This is a genomic window from Microcoleus sp. (assembly GCF_041354475.1).
Classification (GTDB): Bacteria; Cyanobacteriota; Cyanobacteriia; order Cyanobacteriales; family Microcoleaceae; genus Microcoleus.
This window is the reverse complement of record NZ_JBGJZU010000061.1, coordinates 25,556-39,569: the sequence shown is the minus strand read 5'-3', so window position 1 is coordinate 39,569 and position 14,014 is coordinate 25,556. Positions and strand designations below refer to the sequence as shown.

General features: G+C 45.4%; 16 protein-coding genes and 2 pseudogenes. 9 read left to right on the top strand and 9 right to left on the bottom strand.

Translation table 11 applies throughout. The features are described 5' to 3' along the window. Positions 1-202: 202 nt before the first annotated feature. Positions 203-412 (bottom strand): hypothetical protein, encoded by a 210-nt coding sequence (locus ACBR23_RS20735; RefSeq protein ID WP_371120369.1) that lies wholly within the window; start codon positions 410-412, stop codon positions 203-205. 43 nt (positions 413-455) lie between these two features. Between ACBR23_RS20735 and ACBR23_RS20730 the strand changes: the two genes are divergently transcribed. The 7 genes and pseudogenes from ACBR23_RS20730 to ACBR23_RS20700 form a co-directional block, all read left to right on the top strand. Beyond that, positions 456-1,670, top strand: coding sequence for a glutathione S-transferase family protein (locus ACBR23_RS20730; RefSeq protein ID WP_371120368.1), 1,215 nt, complete (start codon positions 456-458; stop codon positions 1,668-1,670). 148 nt (positions 1,671-1,818) lie between these two features. Continuing rightward, on the top strand, positions 1,819-2,193 hold the full coding sequence (locus ACBR23_RS20725; RefSeq protein ID WP_341737206.1) for a DUF433 domain-containing protein: 375 nt from the start codon (positions 1,819-1,821) through the stop codon (positions 2,191-2,193). Beyond that, a complete protein-coding gene (locus tag ACBR23_RS20720) occupies positions 2,190-2,585 on the top strand; it encodes a hypothetical protein (protein WP_015179600.1) in 396 nt (131 codons plus the stop codon). Before ACBR23_RS20725 ends, ACBR23_RS20720 begins: the two co-directional genes overlap by 4 nt. A gap of 67 nt (positions 2,586-2,652) precedes the next feature. Continuing rightward, positions 2,653-2,883, top strand: coding sequence for a hypothetical protein (locus tag ACBR23_RS20715; protein ID WP_371120367.1), 231 nt, complete (start codon positions 2,653-2,655; stop codon positions 2,881-2,883). A 26-nt stretch (positions 2,884-2,909) separates the two neighbouring features. Further along, positions 2,910-3,236, top strand: a complete 327-nt coding sequence (locus ACBR23_RS20710) for a type II toxin-antitoxin system PemK/MazF family toxin (protein WP_371117182.1) — start codon at positions 2,910-2,912, stop codon at positions 3,234-3,236. Beyond that, complete coding sequence (locus ACBR23_RS20705) at positions 3,223-3,426, top strand: hypothetical protein (protein ID WP_371117162.1); 204 nt, start codon at positions 3,223-3,225, stop codon at positions 3,424-3,426. The genes ACBR23_RS20710 and ACBR23_RS20705 overlap by 14 nt, the downstream gene beginning before the upstream one ends. Before the next feature lie 333 nt (positions 3,427-3,759). Next, positions 3,760-3,870: pseudogene (locus ACBR23_RS20700) on the top strand (hypothetical protein); the annotation flags it as partial. Here the strand turns inward: ACBR23_RS20700 and ACBR23_RS20695 are convergent. The 4 genes from ACBR23_RS20695 to ACBR23_RS20680 form a co-directional block, all read right to left on the bottom strand. Then, positions 3,863-4,168 carry a putative toxin-antitoxin system toxin component, PIN family gene (locus ACBR23_RS20695; RefSeq protein ID WP_371120371.1) on the bottom strand — a complete coding sequence of 102 codons (306 nt, stop codon included), beginning with the start codon at positions 4,166-4,168 and terminating at the stop codon, positions 3,863-3,865. The pseudogene ACBR23_RS20700 and the gene ACBR23_RS20695 overlap by 8 nt on opposite strands. A gap of 94 nt (positions 4,169-4,262) precedes the next feature. Beyond that, on the bottom strand, positions 4,263-4,490 hold the full coding sequence (locus ACBR23_RS20690; protein WP_371120366.1) for a hypothetical protein: 228 nt from the start codon (positions 4,488-4,490) through the stop codon (positions 4,263-4,265). 311 nt (positions 4,491-4,801) lie between these two features. Then, the gene (locus ACBR23_RS20685) at positions 4,802-5,095 is read right to left on the bottom strand and encodes a translation initiation factor (protein WP_371120365.1); all 294 of its coding nucleotides are present in this window, start codon (positions 5,093-5,095) and stop codon (positions 4,802-4,804) included. Positions 5,096-5,191: 96 nt separating this feature from the next. Then, positions 5,192-5,692: a hypothetical protein gene (locus ACBR23_RS20680; protein ID WP_371117160.1), complete on the bottom strand. Its 501-nt coding sequence runs from the start codon at positions 5,690-5,692 to the stop codon at positions 5,192-5,194. 391 nt (positions 5,693-6,083) lie between these two features. On the opposite strand from ACBR23_RS20680, the gene ACBR23_RS20675 reads away from it, so the two are divergent. Both ACBR23_RS20675 and ACBR23_RS20670 read left to right on the top strand, forming a co-directional pair. Beyond that, on the top strand, positions 6,084-6,389 hold the full coding sequence (locus ACBR23_RS20675; RefSeq protein ID WP_371120364.1) for a type II toxin-antitoxin system ParD family antitoxin: 306 nt from the start codon (positions 6,084-6,086) through the stop codon (positions 6,387-6,389). Then, positions 6,344-6,532 (top strand): annotated as a pseudogene (locus tag ACBR23_RS20670) (type II toxin-antitoxin system PemK/MazF family toxin); the annotation flags it as partial. The gene ACBR23_RS20675 and the pseudogene ACBR23_RS20670, both read left to right, overlap by 46 nt. Before the next feature lie 93 nt (positions 6,533-6,625). On the opposite strand, the gene ACBR23_RS20665 reads toward ACBR23_RS20670, so the two are convergent. From ACBR23_RS20665 to ACBR23_RS20650, 4 genes are all read right to left on the bottom strand, one after another. Further along, the gene (locus tag ACBR23_RS20665; RefSeq protein WP_371120363.1) at positions 6,626-7,633 is read right to left on the bottom strand and encodes a PD-(D/E)XK nuclease family protein; all 1,008 of its coding nucleotides are present in this window, start codon (positions 7,631-7,633) and stop codon (positions 6,626-6,628) included. Between the two features lie 11 nt (positions 7,634-7,644). Next, positions 7,645-9,849 carry an ATP-dependent helicase gene (locus ACBR23_RS20660; RefSeq protein WP_371120362.1) on the bottom strand — a complete coding sequence of 735 codons (2,205 nt, stop codon included), beginning with the start codon at positions 9,847-9,849 and terminating at the stop codon, positions 7,645-7,647. A 275-nt stretch (positions 9,850-10,124) separates the two neighbouring features. After that, positions 10,125-12,536 carry an EF-hand domain-containing protein gene (locus ACBR23_RS20655; RefSeq protein WP_371120361.1) on the bottom strand — a complete coding sequence of 804 codons (2,412 nt, stop codon included), beginning with the start codon at positions 12,534-12,536 and terminating at the stop codon, positions 10,125-10,127. Between the two features lie 191 nt (positions 12,537-12,727). Next, entirely contained in the window at positions 12,728-13,957 is a 1,230-nt protein-coding gene (locus tag ACBR23_RS20650) for an HhoA/HhoB/HtrA family serine endopeptidase (RefSeq protein WP_371117153.1), read from the bottom strand. Positions 13,958-14,014: the final 57 nt, after the last annotated feature.

The window sequence follows — 14,014 nt, the reverse complement described above, 5'->3', positions numbered from 1 at the left end:
TTTCGTCGGATCGCAACCCGATATGAGAAGCTGGCTGCAAATTATACAGCCATGATTACGATCGCCTGTATCTGGTTATGGTTGTAGTTTGAAAACACGCCCTAGGGGGGGGTGGGGATTTAGGGGGATCTGGACTCGGATATAAACGAGATTTCTCAAGGGTTTCAGGCTTAAGTTGACACCTATGGGCAGTGCCGTATCCCTACGCCAGATTAATTGTAGGGACACGGCACTGCCGTCTCCTAATTTCGGCTAATAATAATTCCGATGCTGCCGGATTTGATATTACTTGTGTGTAAGTCTCGATCGCAACTCGATCGCAAGTAGGCATGGTGTAGCCAGTAACAAACATCAGCCAATGGCAAATTTGCCATTGGCTTTTGGACGATCGCGACTTAGAAACGATATACATTTAGTCTATATTTCTGACCACCATCATCCGCACTAATTTACCCATGACACCAACCGCTACGATCGCAACTCCCCTAACCTGGACACAACTAGAAGCCCTCACAGACTTTGAAGTCGATCGCACCAACGGCCCCACCAACGCCCAATCGCGGTTGCGCCTCTTCGGAAAAACCGAATCCGATGTGCGAGTCACCCTCTACCGCGACAATCACGCCTGGTGTCCCTACTGCCAAAAAATCTGGCTGTGGCTAGAAGAAAAACAAATCCCCTACCGTATTGAAAAAGTTACCATGTTCTGCTATGGGGACAAAGAAAGTTGGTACAAGCGGAAAGTGCCATCGGGAATGCTACCGGCGATCGAACTAGATGGCCGCATTATCACCGAAAGCGATGACATTTTAATCGCCCTAGAACGAGTCTTTGGCCCCTTGAGTTTGGGCATGGAAAACCCGAAAGTCCTTCCCCTGAGACGACTAGAACGACTGCTATTTAGAGCCTGGTGCACTTGGCTGTGCTACCCAGCCAGTTCAGTCAAAGTAGAACAGCACAACCGCAGCCAATTTATCAGCGTCGTCACCCAGGTAGAAGCAGCCCTAGCCAGCACCCCCGGGCCTTATTTCCTTGCTGAATTTGGCACTGCGGATGTGATATTTACGCCCTACGTCGAACGCATGAATGCCAGTCTTTACTATTACAAAGGCTACTCAATGCGCGAAGAAAACCCGCGCTTTGCTGACTGGTTTGCGGGGATGGAAAGCCGCCCCACCTATCGCGGTACTCAGAGCGACTTCCACACTCATGTACACGATTTGCCACCTCAAATGGGTGGCTGTTATGAAAATGGCGAACCGCAGATGCTACTCAATAAAGCCCGTGTGGATAATGGGCCTTGGGCTGGATTACCAGATGTGATGTATCCAGAACCGGAAACCTCTCGCGCTGAAGCACTCGATCGCGTTATCAAGCATCAGCGCAACATTATTAAAGTCAATCCTGCTGATGACAACTTATTTGATGAGGCTTTGCGTTGTGCTTTAACTTTGATGATGACTGGCGAAGTTTGTACGCCGCCGGTTGGTTCTGATGCTGCTTTGCGGTATTTGCGCGATCGGGTAAATGTGCCCCGCGATATGTCGATTTACGCGGCGAAGCGGCTGAGGGAAGCGTTGGAGGAAACGGCGGCTTTGGTGGGCGATTCGCAAGGTACTCCGATTCTGTTGAAGAATCGGCGAGATCAAGATCCGGCTAATTTTGTGTAGTGTTAATCCGTAGGGTGCGTCGCTGCGAGATTTTGGATATAACTTGCAGATTATAGATGGCGACGCACCCTACTTGCTACAAATACGACATTACAAATTTGTGAGGTACTATGAGATTATTTACTAAGTTGTTTCAGAGGCTATAGATATGGTTTCAGTATCCAACAACCAACCAACAATTATTCGCACAGAGCGCGGACTGACAATTTCAGGTACGCGCATCACTCTCTATGATGTCATGGACTACCTGACGGCTCAATATCCCCCGAAGTTTATCCGTTCCTTGTTTGACTTAACAGACGATCAGATTAACGTTGCTTTATCCTACATTGAGGCAAATCGTGCAGAAGTCGAAGCAGAATATCAAATTGTTTTAAGGCAAGCTAAGGAAATTCAGCATTACTGGGAAGAACGCAATCGCGAACATTCAGCCCGCGTTGCAGCGATGCCACCCAAACCCGGTCGAGAGGCTCTTTGGGCAAAACTTCAAGAGCAGAAAGCCAAACACGAACTAGAAGCATGAATTTTCTTATAGATCACAATCTGGGAGGTCATGCAGAGATTTTATTGGGCAATATTGCGAGTCAAGGTTGGTTAAATCTACTCCCAATTCGTTTTGTCACTTTCAAGCAGATGAATTTGTCGATCGACAGTAACGATCGAGTTGTTTGGCGACTTGCTCAGGCAAATCAGATGATCTTGCTTACTGCAAACCGCAGCATGAAGGGTGAAGACTCCCTGGAACAGGTGATCCGAGAAGAAAATACAGTGGATTCCCTGCCTGTGATTACCATTGGAGATGCCGATCGATTTTTAGGCGATCGAGTCTATCGAAATCGTTGTGTCGATCGTATTCTGGAAATCTTGCTGGATATCGAAACCTGGATGGGCGTTGGTCGTCTTTTTGTTCCGTAAGGTGAGTAAATAGAATTGTGCTACCATTCGTAGTATTGAAAGTGGCATAAATAGTTTTACGATGATTATGAAAGTATCTATCTCTTTGCCAGATGAGCTAGTGCGTTACATTGACGATCGTGTAGAAAATCGCAGTCGGCTAATTGAGCTTTTATTGCAACCCAGGCGCAAACAACAAGAACAGCAGGCAATGGTAGAAGCCTGTTTATTGCTGGATGAACTAAGTGATGAATTAACCGATGAGGATGAAGCATGGCAGCAAGCAGCGATTACCGACTGGGAAGCATCTGGCTCGTGAATTTCGATCCTTGAGTCGGTACAGAAATCCGCAAGAGTCGATCGGCGGTAATTATTTCAGGAACAGCTTTTAATCAACGCAGCAAGGTAACTGTTCTACCCATTACTTCTGCTGTTCCCAACGATGGTTTACGAGCTGTTGTTTTGCCAGCTTCGGTATTAGAACAAGTAAAAAAAAATGATGCAGAGCGGGCATGGGTTCTAGAAATTTTGTCAGAGGTTGAGTTGATAGTAGATAGCTACGAGCAGCCCATACCAAGGCCTACGGACAATCAAGAGCAGAAAAAAAATTACTCGGGCAAGCAAAAAAGACACACTAAAAAAAAACCAGGTGATAGTCATGCCACAGGGTAAAGATATTGTTGACGTAGTAGTAGGAGAAACCGGAGCGACAGCCGACATAAACATTTGGAGAAAGCAGCGATTGTCATTAGAGAAATCTCAAAGATTTCAAGGAGATAAAGCTTATGTAGGAGAACCATTAATTAATACTCCTCATAAAAAACCTCGTCAGGGAGTTCTGACCCCGGCTCAAAACTCATAGACTGGGAAAAACACCCCATCCTCATTTTCTACGAAGATGCGAAACCCCAAGGTGTAGGGACACGGCAGTAGGGACACTCAAGCGTGCCCATTAGTGTCAACTTAAGCCTGAAACCCTTGGTATATCTCGCTTTTACCTAAGTCTAGATCCCCCTAAATCCCCACCCCCCCCTAGCCCCCCCCAAGGGGGGAAGGGGGACTTTGAAAAGACTCCTGTCCCCCCCTTCTTAAGGGGGGCTAGGGGGGATCTAGATTTAATAGTCAAACAACAGTCTATGACTGGGTTTGACCTTAAGTTGAGACCTATGGGCAGTGCCGTGTCCCTACTTTTCTCAACGCCCTCACTCGTTTCGACGCTACAATCTACGTTATTACCGACTCACCCCATCCCACCATTCCCACATTCTCACCCCAACTACCGCTAAATCAACTTACAATTAACTAAACCTATCAATAAACATATCTGGAGTAATAATTTCTACTGCTTGAAAAGGGTTTAAGACCAATAAATCCAAATCACCCGTAACAATTACATTGGCATTACCACTAACAGCCAACTCTAAAAACTTATTATCTTTTTCATCTCGACAAACGGCAATTTTTTCTGTAATAGAGACTAACTCGGACGCGCTGATAAATTTAAGCAAAAATACCTGTCTGTCTTCTAAAGAAAGATACTTATTAAACTTTTTCCGATTCAAAACTTGCTCTAATTCATTTAAAGTCGCTTCAGAATATAAAATTATTCCTTGCTTTTATGCTAATTCAATCGCCCGAAATGGGACTGAATTCTTAAACAGTAAAGCACTGATTAAAACATTCGTATCTACGACAAATCTATTCGTCATTATCATCCGCTAAAATTTCTTGTAAAATCTCTGGCGTTAATCCTCGCTGTTGTGCTTTGTCAGAAATTTCTGCCATAACTTCAGTTAAACTTTTATTGTGTAAATTCCCTCTCAAAAACAATTTAACAATGTAGCTCAACTGTTTCTGAGTCTCAGAAGTAGCCCCTTCAAACGCCGTCTTAATATCTTCATCAACTTGAATCGTAATGCTTGGCATAGTCCTTATTAATCCTTTGAATATATGCTGTCATTAATTATGGCATAGTGACAACGCAACCCTCAAGCTCAAAATCCACAGAAGGCACAAATGGGGCAACCACTTCTGGATTGCCCCTACTGGCGTCACAATCTACTCTTCACTCCTAGACTGGGAAAAATACCCCCTTCTCCTCTAAAAATCCCTCAATTGAGCCGTTTGAACAACAACTCGGCGTTATTCTCTCTAGTGTTAATCCGTAGGGTGCGTCGCTGCGAGATTTTGGATATAACTTGCAGATTATAGATGGCGACGCACCCTACTTGCTCAACTCAAATCACTTCCTCATCCGCTGGGTCGCCGTAGGGGTCTTCGCTGGCCGGGCGGACATTGCCGAACTGTTCATCCGCTGGGTCGCCATGGGGGTCTTCGCTGGCTGGGCGGACGTTGCCGAACTGTTTATCTGCTGGGTCGCCGTAGGGGTCTTCGCTGGCTGGGCGGACATTGCCGAACTGTCCAGAACCTGGGGGATGACCATAGTTGTCTTCATCCTCAGAAGCGGCTGGATTTTCGTCCTCCGACCCGACGATCGCATCTTTTATTTTTCGCAAAAAACTATCTACCATGATTAAATTCCTCTTTGTTTATTTGCTGAAAGAACGGCTCTTTTAGATGGGGAAATGCCAAACTTAATCTTCCATCTAAAATCTCAAATAATTTGGTTACTGTGCAGGAACAGCAGTTTTAGCTTCCGGCAAGCTAGTAAGGTCTTTACCTGTAGTTTGGTTGTTGTACCCCTGGAATTCTCGGTAACGCGATGCTTCCGACTCCGGCACTTTAATGCCTTCTGGTGGCGGCGTTACCCAGTGAGCTCGTTTCTGGGCGTCGCGGTAGTAAACGCGACCGTTTTTGGAAAGGTAATATTGCCCCTGTGGCCCCTGTTCTTGTTTATTTTTGTGCTGATTGTAGAGGTAGTAAAGGGCGGCTGCTCCTACTAAAGTAATCGCTACTTTTTGAGTATTGCTCAGTCCTTGTTTCGCTTGGGGCGTTGGACTGGTGGGGCGATTCGCCGGTGCCCCAGCGCGGGTATCATCTACTGGGGGCGGGGGAGCAGAACCTTGCTGGCTGGAACCGCAAGCAGTGACAAAGGGAAATGTCAGCAGCGTTGTCAGCAGCAGTGCCATGAAGCGCGAGCTTCTTGGTTCCGGGTAGACTTTATTCATTGCCGATCCGATTTCGTTTCTAACTTTAATCATCGTCAAATTTTGAGAAAATTTCGTCCTTCTAGAGAGATAGAATTTTTGTTAATTCCGCCCGCAGTGCAGCAGATTCCAGCCCTACTGCTAAAACTAACTTAACATCCATAATTTACCTTCTCTTGTTCAGTGAGTGGAAATACTCAAATTGTAGAGGGTAGATACGGGGGCACTACCCCTACAAAACCCTGGTTTCCGAATCGCAATTACCAACTTTTCCTAAGCTGTTACGCATTTAAACCACTAACTATCCATGTAGGGTGCGTCAGCTAGAACATTGACTATACATGGGAAACGCCTGAAAACTGACGCACCCTACAATACCTGCGAGATTTTGGATATAAGTTGCAGATTATAGATGGCGACGCACCCTACTTGCAATCTGCGCGATATTTGTGCTACCATTGGTAGTATTAAAAGTGGCATCAATTATATGAAAGTATCTATCTCTTTGCCAGATGAGTTAGTGCGTTATATTGACGATCGTGTAGAAAATCGCAGTAGTCTAGTTGAGCTTTTATTGCAACCCAGGCGTAAACAACAAGAACAGCAGGCAATGGTAGAAGCCTGTTTATTGTTGGATGAACTAAGTGATGAATTAACCGATGAGGATGAAGCATGGCAGCAAGCAGCGATTACCGACTGGGAAGCATCTGGCTCGTGAATTTCGATCCGTCAGTTGGTACAGAAATCCGTAAGACTCGACCAGCGGTAATTATTTCAGGAACTGCTTTTAATCAACGCAGCAAGGTAACTGTTCTACCCATTACTTCTGCTGTTCCCAACGATGGTTTACGAGCTGTTGTTTTGCCTGTGATTCCTTCGACTCTCAATAATCTGAGTACCGAAAGTTTTATCGTTTGCCTCGATCCGATGACGTTGTGTAACTGTTTAACCAACTTATGGATATATCCGTTTCACACCTTTTCCACTATTGGGAGTTTTACAATCCCAGCGACAGTCACAAGTTTTACAATCTTGTTCGCTAATCTCACCCGGAGCAGCAGGTTCCCATGTGTCAGTTAAACGAGATTGTTCAATCTGACCTACCGTTTTTGTGAACTCATCTATTGCTATCTGAATTTCATCAGGCTCAATACTGACTTCTAAAAGAGCGTTAACTGGGCGTTTCGTTGGACAAGTTGGGCCGTTAAGCTCGTTAAGGAAATATAAAACAGCTTTCTTTGGCAGGACACCGTGCTTTCGTTGATAAAGATAGGCATAAACCCGCATTTGAAACTCATACGTCTGCAAGTCTTTAGGATTTAGACCAAGACGAGTGCTGCCTTTGTAATCCCACATTTCGCAGTTAGCCGGATCAACCATTTCATCGGTTGAATCTACTAGCAAATCGACAACTCCATGTAAAATGTGATTGCTCTGATCTGCTTGTAATCTATGTTCTGTGTTTGTAACTCGTGGATAAAGCGTCGGGCCTTCCAGTGCATTGAAATATTGAAGAATATTTACGGCCTGAACTCTAGTATCTGACCTAATAGCTAGAATTCCTTGACTATTCAAGCCATTTTCGACTTGAATAAAATACCGGACAATATCGCTTGGAGGCGGCGGTAGTGTTGTTACAGCTTTTTGTGCGCTTTTAAGCTCCCCAAAATATTCGTGGATCTCTTCTTCACTGAGAACTTTACCCTCATCAGGTAGTGAACCCTTAGTTGATGGATCTACTCTGCCATGAAAATGGGCATGACAGCGATCTAAAACTTGGTGAAGTACCGTACCAAAGTAAATCTGTGTTTGATGAGCAGGGGCATATTTATAAACATTAAAAACTCCATACTGACGGGCACAATGTCGAAAAGAAACGACATCTTGAGTAACACTATATCGTCGTTTCACTAATGTACTATTGGGCAAAGGTATTGAAATTCCGTTGAATGGTTTTGGCATAAACGCTCTCTTTAAATTACAAGTGTATTACGACGAAATTCAACATGATTACGCCCTGGTGCGGCTACATGATCTCTGATGTGGGTTGGTGTACCAACTAAAATCAAGCCATACTGGGCACGGGAGTAGGCTACGTAAAGCAAACGGATGTCATCTTCGACAACCAAGAGTTCTGGATCGCGTGTATTTCTAGGATAAAGCTCCTCCCGAAATGGTTCTAAATCTTGTTCAAGAATGTGTGCTGCTCCCACATCTCCCTTTTTACCCAGTTGTGCGACAAACACAAAGGGAAACTCTAAGCCTTTTGCTTGGTGAATAGTCATAATTGGCAGATATCCTTGGGGGACGATCACCTCTTCATCTTCTTCATCATCAATTCCAGCTTCGATAAGATAGCTGATAAACATTGTATAAAACCGATTCAAAAAAGTGGGATCTAAATCCCCTCCTGTATTTGCTCGCAACCCATCTAACTTAAAGCTGTGATAGCCATCAAAAAGACGGCTTAGCTTGGAAAGGCGTAAGTTTCTTACAGGATCTTTTTGCCATGTCCGAAATGGTTCTAGTGCCAGAATATGATATATAATTTCTAAAAGGTTAAGATTAAGAAACTTGCCTTTATTTTCTGCACATAGTTTCGGCAACTCGGCATTACTCTGGGTTAAATAGTCTTCCAGCCCATTAGTGAAAAGATTAGGATTACCTCTAATAGTATTTAGAGTGTCAATCCATCCCTGGACAGTTCCAACCCATGATAAATGCCGCCCAATTGGATCTTTATAAGAAGAAGAAAAAGTATGATTTTTGTCAATCACCTCCACCAATACTGCCAGCAAACACTGGACTTCTTCACTTTCCATGAAAGATTTTGACCGGGGATTGTAAACTGGAATCTCATGTTGTTGAAACGCATCAATAAAAGGACCAGCATTCCGTGGCGAGTCCTTCGCGCTACGTAGCAATAAAACGCATTGACTATAATCAGAGATAATTCCATCAGCAATTAAGTGATTTTTAACTAAATCGACAACAGCATTTGGTAAATCTGCCACTCTTCGCGGAGCGATCCAAGAAACAGCATGATACGATCCAGAAATTGTAGAAGCTGCTGTAACAGGATTTTTGCCAGGGGCGCGAACCCCTGATGCTGTCATTTCTGGAAAAGAAGTAATATAACTGTTAAAAAAATCAACGATACTACTATGAGAACGATAGTTTTTATCTAGCTGAATTTTTTGAGGAGATTTACCAAATGCTGCCATACAAGCTTTGTCAAAATTCACCATGCAAGATACGTTTCCTCCTCGGAAACGATACAAAGCTTGATCGTCATCACCTACTACTGTAATGCTATGTGCCGTTTTGTTGCCAAGGGCAAGGTAAATGCGCTCTTGGATTGGATTAGTATCCTGGTATTCGTCAACCAGTACGTGCATCAACGGTGGCTGATTCTGACCATCTCCGTCTAAAAAGCGTTTACCAGATGGAGAGGTTAAAAATTCTAGAAAACAGGCTTGAAGATGAGCGAAGTCGGAGCGGTAGTTTTTCTGTAGAGCTTCATTATATTGCTGATAGAATCCTGCTAAAGTTGCCCAGTGTCCCCCATCCAAAATCATCTTTTGGACATCAACGTAATCTTCTACAATATGGTTGAATAGTGTAACTGCTGCCTTGGCTCTTTTCCATTTGTTAGGACAGTAATTTAGAGCTCGCCAATCGGGAACAGCATGAGCAAAAGTTGTCCAGAAGCTTATATCTTGATGATCTGTAATTGAGGCATAACGGTAAACAAACAAATCCTGCTCTACCTGGTCAAGAAGACGAACGTTTTGATATTTTGCGTAACGATATTCTTGCAGGATGTCATTGCATAGACTGTGCAATGTTCCTATTCTTATATCAGCTAAGTCTACAGATTGAAGAGTTGGATCTGTGTTTTGTAATGCCGCCCAATAGGTAGCTAAACGATCTTCCAGGTTACGTGCTGCCTTAGTTGTAAAGGTAGTTAGGAGAATGGAGCGTGGCTTAACACCATCTACGCAGAGCAGTTTCAGGGTGCGTGTAACCAGTACCTCGCTTTTACCCGAACCTGGACCTGCCAGAAGCCACAAGGAAACTCCATCATATTCTACTGCTTCCTTCTGTTGGTTATCTAGGTCATAGCCACGAGCAGTTGGTTGGACGAGGCAGGCATGAAAGGTACTTAGGTCAATCATTGTAAAAAATATTTAATTTCACCTAGAAACTTACGTAGCGTTTGCAGGAGCCAGTAAAAAGGATAAAGTATCAGATTTAAGCTCAGTATAGCATCCAGTCCAATGGAAAATTTTCCATTAAGCCATCATTTGGGTGGGGCTGGTGACGGATACTGAACTCAAGCTTTGGATTAGCGATCGCACTACTTGATCGATTCATGGGAAGAGTTAGTCTTCAGATTTGATATGAGGTAAAAAAGTTAAGCTTTAAAGCTTAACTTTTTACTCACTAATATCTAAGCAACCTCTACAAACACACCGCTTCGAGCAAACTCCTCTTCTTCAGGACTGAAGACTGGAGCTCGATCGACAAGATCAGGGTCAAAGTAATATGTCTCTTGTAGGAATTGTCCGGTGACGATCGCCTCCTCCAACTCCTTGATATAATCTTGGGCAACTAAGCAGGCCTCCTTGATGCCTTCTGAGTCCCGCTTATCCAACAGTTTTTGCAATGTTGCTCTCACCCCTGTCAGTCGTGCCGATGGCTTGAGCATACCGTAGAGCCGGTACATTCGATCGGTCGCAATGCTAATGTGTTTGAGGGCTTTGGCTCGTGCTAGCTCAGAGTCAATGCTGGGCCAATAACGGGTGGTATAGAATGCTTTCTCATCCTTGTGATACCACTCCTCCGATCGCGCAATCGATGAAGAGACTGTATTGTGCAGCTTCCAGAAGAATAAGCGCAGGGAATCGCCATCTACTACAGTGGACAGCTTTGCCTCCATTGATACCTCAAAGTTATTCAGACGCGGGTCGCGCCCAAGCACAAGGTACTCTACAGGGTACATTTCCACCTCCTTATTCTGCACGACATAGGCGTTGAGGTGGTGGCGGCAGTAGGGGCAGGGATACATAGTGGCAAACAGCTTGAAGAAGTCCTTGAAGAAGGCCACCAGAGTTGTTTGCTGTTGGGGGGTCTTGGTAGAGACGATTTCAGCCGTAGTGTGGAAGAAACGCCACACCGCAGGGCCAATATAGTAAGGGAAGCTGACGCGCATTTGTGAATTCTTGATTTCACTGCGATCGATATACACATCGATAAACGACACATATTGCGAAAGTTCGCCAGACTCGCGCCCAAACTCCATGCGTTCGCGTCGTTTCTGTACCCCATTTAGGTAGTTGTGCGTCAAGCGCCATGCTTGTTTAAGCATCAGCTTTTGTTTTGGAGCGCATTTGGGAAAGCTTTCTACAACATCCGCCCCATAGCGCCCAAATTCCCCTGACGTTTTAGTGGCTTCGTACCACTGGTTTAAAGCCGCTTCGTCAGCCACCGTGTTCAAGGGGATATCTGCTGCGGTACAGACGCTAAAGGCAGCCAGCAACTTCGGCGTAAAGTCTTCATACCAATAGGCCACTGGCATCATCGCACCATCTATTGCTTCTGAGGCATCCGAGAGGATGACGCGGTTCCACTTCTTCAGGTACTCTTTGGGATCTCCCTCGGATTGGGCTGGTGGCGGTGCCATTTCCTCACTCAGTTCCATTTTCCGCAGTCGGTTGAGTTCGTTGATGGCAAGCACACCCTCGGCGATGTCGCGCAAGTTGAGACTCTTCTTTTTGATGGTGATTGCAAACTCGACTCCGGCGGCAAACTTCTCCTTGGCGCTGGCAGATTTACCCCGCGCTTCCAACATGGCTTTTTGTTCGGCCAACATTTCTGGAGTTTTTTCGATCGCCTTCCAGTTCTTGATGCGAGCCTCTAGTCTGGCATATTCATCTTCGATCGACTTCACTACTGCATCCAGTAGAGGGTTGCACGCAGACTCTACGATACCTAATCCTTTATAAAGGGCGATCGCACTTCTGACAAATTGCACAAAATCAACGATTCTGTATGGCAAGTTTCTCACGCGCAGGTGAGTCTGGTGGTTGGCGGAGAAACTCTCGCGGAAGCAGCGGTAGGCTGCTCCCTGGATCAGACGAAACAAACCTATCTGCATCTGCAAGCGGGACGTACCCCGCTTCTCCTCAGTTTGTGGGTGTTGGGCGAGTAGTTCTTTTAGCCGTGCTATTTCTGGATCGCTATCGGTGGTTGCTTCTTGTAGATTAGGTTCAATCGTGGCAGAAGCAGCCTCGTTGATAGCAGTTGCTGTACTGGCGATCTGCGTCGCTGTACTATCTGAAATCTCGGTTGTCTGTGTACTGACAATCGGAACGGGCGAGTCTTGATATCCGGTTTTTATCTGTGACTCATCCGGTACCAGTTTGCAGAATTCCTCAAAGTCAATTGAGGCATCGCCGTCATGGTCTACCTCTTTGATGATCTCATCCAGCTCTTGCTCTGTCAGCCCAAACTGGCTCATCACCCCCTGCATCTCGTCTCTAGTGATTTGACCGCTGCCATCTTCATCAAATACACTAAATGACAGTTTGAGACGACTCTGGCGATCGCCTTGCTGGGACACCATCAGCATTTTGAATTCCTCAAAATCGATACTGCCCGACAAGTCTACGTCCACTTCCTTGATCATGTCGCGCAACTCGGTTTCGTTAGGACTCTGCCCTAGCGATCGCATCACTTGACCAAGTTCTTCTGATGAGATAGCACCGCTCCCGTCCGTGTCAAATACTTTGAACGCTTCCCATAACTTTGCCACCTCTTCTTCTGTCATGGCTTTTTTTTCAATATCCACAGATGTCATCACTAAATCCTCCCTGAGTTTTTAATTGGCTATCTATTGATTGTGACCAATATACTTTAATTCCTGATGACTTACGCAACTGTAACAAACGATCGCATAACTCTGCATAGTTGCCAGCCCCGTAGCAATGGTTGGGCGTTTTAGTTGTTGAATTAACTGTTGGCAAGCCAACAGTTGCCCCCTTCCCCTTCGAGTTAAAAATCCCTCAATTGAGCCGTTTGAACAACAACATCTTTCGTCAAAGAACCTCGCCGCACTTTCAGTTTCAAACTTTGACCGATTTGGCTATTTTCCACCAGATTTTGCAACTTTGCCGCCGTCGTGACAAATTCGCCGTCAATTTGCACGATCGCATCTCCCTTGCGAATTCCCGCTTTCTCCGCAGGCGTATTTGGCACAACTCGCATCACTAACACCCCTCTCACTTCCGGTATCATCAAAGGAGCATTCGGATCGGCATTATTCTCTCTAGCAATTTCTGGAGTCAAATCAATCATTTGAATTCCCAAAAATGGATGACTGACTTGTTCTCCCCGCGCTAACTGTGCGTAAATAGCTTTAGCTTTGTTGATGGGAATTGCAAAGCCAATACCCATTGCATCGGCTCGAATCGCTGTGTTAATTCCAATCACTTCTCCTGAACCGTTTAACAGCGGGCCACCAGAATTGCCGGGATTAATGGCTGCGTCTGTTTGAATGAAATCGAGGCGCTTGTCGGGAATACCTACGGCTGCGCTCGATCGCTTCAAGGTACTGATAATTCCCAAGGTGACGGTATTATCAAATCCTAGGGGGTTTCCCACGGCGATCGCCCAATCTCCCACTTTCACCGCATCAGAATCTCCCAAAGCTGCTGTCGGCAAATTAACACCCTTAGTATTAATTTTGACAACAGCCAAATCTGTCACTTCATCCGTACCTAACACTTCTCCCGGAAAAATACTGCCGTCATTTAATGTGACAGTCACTCGATCGGCTTGATCCACTACGTGAGCGTTGGTTAACACAGTCCCGCTTTTGTCGATCACAAAGCCGGAACCTTGACCCCGCAAGCGTTCTTGTCTGGGGCTTTGGGTAGGGAATTCGTCTCCAAAAAATCTGCGAAATAACGGATCTTCCATGACTGGATCGAGGTTGCGGCTAACAGTGCGCTCGGTATCAATTCGCACCACTGCTGGTCCGACGCGATCGACTGCTAGTGTCACAAAACTATTGTTGCTAGCAGTCGCCGGGAGTTCTGTCCCTCGGAGTGCTAATAGTTGGGAAGGTGAGGCTATGGATTTGGTGGCGGGTTGGAAGTTACTTGCAGATGCTGATGCGGGGCTGATTGTCCAAGCCTGTAGGGCGATCGTAATTCCTAAAAATACGCGCAACAGCGAAGACACCATTCGGGGTGCTGGGCGAAAAAACTTGAGTATTCCCATAGCGTTAATTTTATGCTAGCTGAGTTAGTTGGGTGCTGGAGTTCTGGTGCCGAGTCA

What these genes read in the sequence shown, in the direction of transcription:
- ACBR23_RS20735 (WP_371120369.1), bottom strand. Translation starts at nt 412, where the DNA reads ATGTATATCGTTTCTAAGTCGCGATCGTCCAAAAGCCAATGGCAAATT.
- ACBR23_RS20730 (WP_371120368.1), top strand. Translation starts at nt 456, where the DNA reads ATGACACCAACCGCTACGATCGCAACTCCCCTAACCTGGACACAACTA.
- ACBR23_RS20725 (WP_341737206.1), top strand. Translation starts at nt 1,819, where the DNA reads ATGGTTTCAGTATCCAACAACCAACCAACAATTATTCGCACAGAGCGC.
- ACBR23_RS20720 (WP_015179600.1), top strand. Translation starts at nt 2,190, where the DNA reads ATGAATTTTCTTATAGATCACAATCTGGGAGGTCATGCAGAGATTTTA.
- ACBR23_RS20715 (WP_371120367.1), top strand. Translation starts at nt 2,653, where the DNA reads ATGAAAGTATCTATCTCTTTGCCAGATGAGCTAGTGCGTTACATTGAC.
- ACBR23_RS20705 (WP_371117162.1), top strand. Translation starts at nt 3,223, where the DNA reads ATGCCACAGGGTAAAGATATTGTTGACGTAGTAGTAGGAGAAACCGGA.
- ACBR23_RS20690 (WP_371120366.1), bottom strand. Translation starts at nt 4,490, where the DNA reads ATGCCAAGCATTACGATTCAAGTTGATGAAGATATTAAGACGGCGTTT.
- ACBR23_RS20685 (WP_371120365.1), bottom strand. Translation starts at nt 5,095, where the DNA reads ATGGTAGATAGTTTTTTGCGAAAAATAAAAGATGCGATCGTCGGGTCG.
- ACBR23_RS20680 (WP_371117160.1), bottom strand. Translation starts at nt 5,692, where the DNA reads ATGAATAAAGTCTACCCGGAACCAAGAAGCTCGCGCTTCATGGCACTG.
- ACBR23_RS20675 (WP_371120364.1), top strand. Translation starts at nt 6,084, where the DNA reads ATGGCGACGCACCCTACTTGCAATCTGCGCGATATTTGTGCTACCATT.
- ACBR23_RS20665 (WP_371120363.1), bottom strand. Translation starts at nt 7,633, where the DNA reads ATGCCAAAACCATTCAACGGAATTTCAATACCTTTGCCCAATAGTACA.
- ACBR23_RS20660 (WP_371120362.1), bottom strand. Translation starts at nt 9,849, where the DNA reads ATGATTGACCTAAGTACCTTTCATGCCTGCCTCGTCCAACCAACTGCT.
- ACBR23_RS20650 (WP_371117153.1), bottom strand. Translation starts at nt 13,957, where the DNA reads ATGGGAATACTCAAGTTTTTTCGCCCAGCACCCCGAATGGTGTCTTCG.